The 5,616-nt window shown below is 39.4% G+C and carries 5 protein-coding genes and 1 pseudogene; all 6 read left to right on the top strand.

Features of this window, described 5'->3' with window-relative positions:
* A pseudogene (locus BAZSYMA_RS10595) lies at positions 1–334 on the top strand (IS30 family transposase); the annotation flags it as partial.
* A 55-nt stretch (positions 335–389) separates the two neighbouring features.
* A complete protein-coding gene (locus tag BAZSYMA_RS00300) occupies positions 390–623 on the top strand; it encodes a restriction endonuclease subunit S domain-containing protein (RefSeq protein ID WP_090714365.1) in 234 nt (77 codons plus the stop codon).
* Positions 624–758: 135 nt separating this feature from the next.
* A complete protein-coding gene (locus BAZSYMA_RS00295; protein ID WP_090714363.1) occupies positions 759–1,511 on the top strand; it encodes a hypothetical protein in 753 nt (250 codons plus the stop codon).
* Positions 1,508–4,726, top strand: a complete 3,219-nt coding sequence (locus tag BAZSYMA_RS00290; protein WP_241502501.1) for a DEAD/DEAH box helicase — start codon at positions 1,508–1,510, stop codon at positions 4,724–4,726. Before BAZSYMA_RS00295 ends, BAZSYMA_RS00290 begins: the two co-directional genes overlap by 4 nt.
* 32 nt (positions 4,727–4,758) lie before the next feature.
* Positions 4,759–5,511, top strand: a complete 753-nt coding sequence (locus BAZSYMA_RS00285) for a pentapeptide repeat-containing protein (RefSeq protein ID WP_090714358.1) — start codon at positions 4,759–4,761, stop codon at positions 5,509–5,511.
* The coding region (locus BAZSYMA_RS10590) for a pentapeptide repeat-containing protein (RefSeq protein WP_143243030.1) at positions 5,423–5,616 on the top strand (194 nt) is incomplete at its 3' end. The genes BAZSYMA_RS00285 and BAZSYMA_RS10590, both read left to right, overlap by 89 nt.

Raw genomic sequence — 5,616 nt, 5'->3', positions numbered from 1 at the left:
TACGATATTACTAGCGCCAATCAAGCATTGGGTCAAGACCTTGACTTTTGACAATGGTAGAGAGTTTAGCTGGCATAATAAGTTAGCTGAAACATTGAGTTGTTGCACTTAATTTGCCAAACCCTACCATTCTTGGGAACGCGGTTTAAATGAAAACCACAACGGAGCGTTAAGGCAATTCTTCCCAAAGCAAATGGCTTTGGATAAGGTGAATGAAAAAGAGGCTTTTAAGGCAACAGATTTAATGAATAATAGACCTAGGAAATGCTTGGGGTATAAGACCCTGTTTGAGGTTTTTGCTGGGTTAACTGGTAAAGGCTATTTTTTAAACTGAAGTGTTGCACTTATAGGTTGATTCGCCCCCTATTTTTTCATGGCCAGCTTCGTTAATGGTGAAAATATGGGATGATGAAAAATGTATTTTGAATCAACATTTGTTCAAAGTGACCTCTGATAATTTCCCTAAATGGTATTACTATCTATGGAGCAAACATCATTTAGCTGAATTTGTCAGTATTTCATCCAACCATGCAACAACAATGGGGCATATTAAATGGGGTGATTTAGATAATACGATGGTATTAGTACCATCGCTAGAAGCGAATAAATTTAATGAAAAATAAAATGCAACCATTGATTGATAAAGAAATATCGAATTCAAAACAAATCCGCACCCTACAATTCCTCCGTGATACTCTTCTACCTAAACTCATGAGCGCTGAAGTTCGGATACAATACGACAAGAAAGTTAATTGCTTATGAATTTACCAGCAGGCACAGAAGAATATCAAGAAACACACAACGGCATTGCCATTCAAGGTTTTTCCTATACTGAGAATAATATTCAGCAATCCGCTGAAACGATTGCAGATATTTGTTTTGATGTTTCTGGGCAGAATAATTTTAATGATTACATTGCATCTTTAAATGAGACTGGTTTCAATAACAGTAATTTAGCCTTATCAAGCATCAAAGATTGGCAAGTCGGCGAAGGTTTTGCTGAAGCCTATCTCGGCTGTCATTTTTCCTGTTGTTTTCCTTGGTCAAATAACCGTGATTTGAAAAACCCCAATTCCAGTCTAACGGGTGCGGATTTAGTGGGCTATTGCAATGGGCAGTTCGCTTTTGGTGAAGTAAAAACATCTAAGGAACAAAAATCCCCGCCACAAGTGACTTCAAAAAAAGGCGATGGTTTAAATGCCCAGTTGAATAAACTTTGTGCAGATGCAGACGCCCGTTGGGTATTGGTTCAATATTTGTTTCATCGTCAAACAGACGATGCAGAATATCAATCTGTCTGTACATCTTATCTACAAAACAATAAGAATTTTTATATTTTTGGCGTGTTGATTCGTAACACATCGCCAGTATCGAATGATTGGAATTATCTAAAAAAGCACCTTAAGCCTCACGCACAGAACAGTGTTTTTCTTGTCGGTTTGTACTTGCCAGTTGATGATGGCATTCAAAAACTACATCAAGGTGTTTTGTCTGCTGGAGGTGCATCATGATTACTCGTGATATGTTACAAAACATCGACCAGCATTGGGCGGTAAAAGCGGTAGGCGATGAGGCGTTACGAAAATCCATTTTACAGTATGCCAAAGCAAAATTAGTCAAGGGGGCGATTGGTAAGCAGTTATCCTTAGATTTGGAAGATAATTTCCATGATGAAGATGCCTTAAAACGCATGGCAATTGCGTATGAAATGGTCGCTATCGAGGGCATGAAGGATTTTATTAATCATACTGATAATGATGAGTTAAGCGATCAATTCATGGCAGGGTCGCATCGTGCTTTTGAACTCAATCGGGTGTTAGACACACCGAAAGAGGATGACTTAAAATTCATTTTTCATCTGCTGCATTTATCTTCTCTAGCTTATTGCGGTGATTGCTGGACGGATTTAAGGCATATCTATGAGGCGTGTTCAGCAGATATTGAGGGTCTATCATCATGCAAGAATGAAACGCACTGGGATCAACGCATCTTACTAAGTTTGTTTACTTGTTGGGTGGGATTGTTTAGAAAAAATTCATGGGATGAATTAAATCGTGTTTCAAGTTCCATTGCTCAGTTAAGAGAAAACCAAGCACAATACGAGCAGGAATATTTAAGCTCAGAAACAAACGCCCAGGGACAGGCAAAAGCCATGCGCTTGATGTCGTTGTATCATTGGGCAAAAGCCACTGAATTATTGGCTTTGTATATGTTGCAGGGTGAGCCTGCCGATATTAAAACCCAATTGGATAAGCATTTTCATCTTGCCATAGACATTGCGGCAAAAGGTGGCGATGCCCAATTGGAAGTATTATTACGCTGGTTGCACGCCTCAGCAGAGCAGATGGTCAATGGTTCGATCTGGTGGGTAGCGCAAACCATCAACTCAAAAGCGACACAATTTATAAAAAACTTATCAAGTCGAGTTAATCCTCTGTTGGAACTGTTGCCACCACAACGAACCGCGCTTAAAGAAATGGGCTTACTTGACCCTGCTAAAACGGCTGTGGTGGTGGATATGCCAACATCGGGCGGTAAAACCTTATTGGCACAATTTAAAATGTTGCAAGCGGTGAATAATTTTGGCGAAAGTAAGGGCTGGATTGCCTATATTGCGCCGACTAAAGCCTTGGTTGGGCAGATTGTTCGGAGTTTGCGTCAAGACTTTTCCCCGATGGGTATTCAGGTCGAAAAATTAAGCGGTGCAATTGAGATTGATGCTTTGGAAGAAGATATGCTCAATGATGTCAATAGTTTTGACATTTTAGTAGCCACCCCTGAAAAAATGCAGTTGGTCTTACGCAATCATAAAATAGAACGTCCCTTATCATTACTGGTGATGGATGAGGCACATAATATTGAAGATGAAAACAGAGGCTTGCGGATTGAATTGCTGTTAGCGACGGTCAAGCAACATTATCAAGCACAGGCAAATTTCTTATTGCTAATGCCCTATGTAGAAAATGCTAAAACGCTTTCTCGCTGGTTGGCACATGACCGTGATGCAGGCTTGTCTATTAGTTTAAGCACTAGCCCGTGGCAACCCAATGAACGTATTATTGGCTTGATAAAGAAACAAGAAGAAGAAAAAAGGGGTGATTGGTCAATTGAATATCAAACATTACTGACTAGCCCTCATACTATACATTTGAAAGGTCAGCATAAAATTGGCGGCGTAAGACCGATAAATGTATCTAAAAGTAAAGCCAGTTTATCTAATCTAGCCGCAGGCTGTGGTAAGGTTTTCTCTGATCGAGGAACCAGCATTGTTATAGCAAAAACCAAGGATAATGCTTGGAGTATTGCGAGAACACTTAGCAAAAATATGGCAGATTTAGAAACGGTTTCAGCCGATATTTTATTGATACAAAATTACCTTAGAGAAGAGGTTAGTCCTGAGTTTGAACTTATTGGCATGCTTAATAAAGGCATTGCTGTTCATCATGCTGGCTTGTCCGATGAAATAAAGTCTTTAATGGAATGGTTGGTTGAAAAAGGTGAGCTAAAAGTGCTTTGTGCAACGACGACCATTGCCCAAGGCATTAACTTTCCTGTTTCTTCGGTATTTTTGCAAAGTATTGAATACCCCTACGGCAACAAAATGTCTTATCGGGAATTTTGGAATCTAGCGGGACGTGCAGGCAGAGTAGGACAAGGTAATGTCGGCATTGTTGGCATTGCTTGTGATAGCGATAAAAAAGAAGGAGAATTAATAGAATTTGTTCAGCAAAGTACAGGCGACTTGGTTTCTCGATTGATTGCTATTCTTGATGAACTGGAAAAACGAGGTAAGTTAAATAATCTCGAAGCTATGATGTATGCGCCACAATGGGAAGATTTTCGCTGTTATATCGCACACTTGTTAAATGAAAAAAAGGAATTGCAAGCAACCCTAAATGAAATGGATCAAATGCTTTCCAATACCTTTGGTTATAGTGCATTGAAAAATGAGAACTCAAAAAAATCCGATCAATTGCTCGCCGCAGTGAAACACTACACAGAAAGCATCTCAAGAAATATGGGTGTGGTTGCTAAGGCAAATATCACTGGTTTTTCGGTAGAGTCTGTTAAAACTGCGATGAAGGGAATAAACCAATTAGAATATGATTTAACCCCTGCCGACTGGATGCCAGAAAGTTTATTTGGATCAGCAAAAAGCAAGTTGCCCGATTTGTTTAGTGTGATGTTTGGCATTAAGCAATTAAACTTCAGTCATGATGAGGAGCAAGGTAGGAATCAGTCACGCATGGCAGACATTGCCCAAGCGTGGATTGCAGGTAAAAGTATCCATGAGATTGCGACTGACTTTTTTGAAGGGAGTGGGTCAAAGGAAATCTCAAAAGTTTACAATGCTATTTATAGCAAGCTGGCTAATGGCGGAACATGGGGGCTTTCCGCTTTGAGTTTGATGTCTGGTTTGGATTTTGATGCTTTATCCGATAGCCAAAAAAGACAACTAAATTTAATGCCTGCTATGCTCTATCACGGCGTAAAAAGTGAATCATCTGTGCTGATGAGAATGAACTCTGTACCAAGAAGTATTGCTGAAAAACTAGGCGAAAAATTTCAGCAACAGGAAGAAAAGAGGAGTGTTGCAATAGCAAGGGAATATCTTAAAGGTTTGCATGATAATGATTGGAATGCTGTTACGTCTCATAGTGAATTTATATCTGGCTCTGAATGTAAAAAAATATGGCAAATTTTGTCTGGTAATATACAGCTCTAAAATAGTTTGTGTGATATAAAGGTGATATTCAAATGAAAAACCCGTTTTATAAACTTGAAAGTTATCTACAAGATATCGCCCTAGAAAACAAAATAAAAAATCACATCAAGCGCTACCATTATAGTTACCGTATTCCTCGTTATATCATTGTATTAACTATTATCTATTATGCTTGTACTTTAATTCCTGACATTTCCTGTTGGGTGCTTAATTCATACAAAGAAATAACACTAAGAGATGCTGGTGCAGGCGTAATTGCAATTATTGGTTTAATTTTGTTTTTTATACGTCTAACAAAACAACAAAAACAAATTGACATTCAAATTGACCAGCGAGTAGATGAACGCTTTAATTCAGCTATTAATTTACTAGGTTCAAGCGAAACATCAGCACGCACAGGAGCAATTTATGCCTTGCGTGAATTGGCAATTGAAGAAGAGAAATATCGTAGGCAAATTGCACAAATTCTGTGCTCACACATTCGTTCAAAAACCGATGAAGCAGAGTATCAAAAAACTCACAGCGAGCGCCCATCAAATGAAATACAAACCACTATCGACCTCCTGTTTAAAGAAGAAGGCTTGTATATACAAGATTTTAAAGGAGTAGCTGAACCTCCTAAGGCAAATTTGTCACACGCTTACCTTATAGGGGCGGATTTTATAAGTGCACAGTGTCAGAGGGCGAATTTTACGAATGCACAGTGTCAGAAGGCGAATTTTGAGTATGCACAGTGTCAGGGGGCGAAGTTTTTTTATGGCGCAGTGTCAGGGGGCGAATTTTAGGAGTGCGCAGTGTCAGAAGGCGAATTTTGCAGATGCACAGTGTCAGGGGGTGGATTTTACGAATAGGCTGTATCAGAGGGATGGTGCACAGTGTCAGGGGGCGAA

It is taken from the genome of Bathymodiolus azoricus thioautotrophic gill symbiont (assembly GCF_001298715.1).
In the GTDB taxonomy this organism is placed as follows: Bacteria; Pseudomonadota; Gammaproteobacteria; order PS1; family Pseudothioglobaceae; genus Thiodubiliella.
This window is presented reverse-complemented; position numbering and strand designations above follow the sequence as displayed.

Bases quoted from the DNA above. Each gene is read 5' to 3' on its own strand.
- BAZSYMA_RS00285 (WP_090714358.1), top strand. From the start codon at position 4,759: ATGAAAAACCCGTTTTATAAACTTGAAAGTTATCTACAAGATATCGCC.
- BAZSYMA_RS00295 (WP_090714363.1), top strand. From the start codon at position 759: ATGAATTTACCAGCAGGCACAGAAGAATATCAAGAAACACACAACGGC.
- BAZSYMA_RS00300 (WP_090714365.1), top strand. From the start codon at position 390: ATGGTGAAAATATGGGATGATGAAAAATGTATTTTGAATCAACATTTG.
- BAZSYMA_RS00290 (WP_241502501.1), top strand. From the start codon at position 1,508: ATGATTACTCGTGATATGTTACAAAACATCGACCAGCATTGGGCGGTA.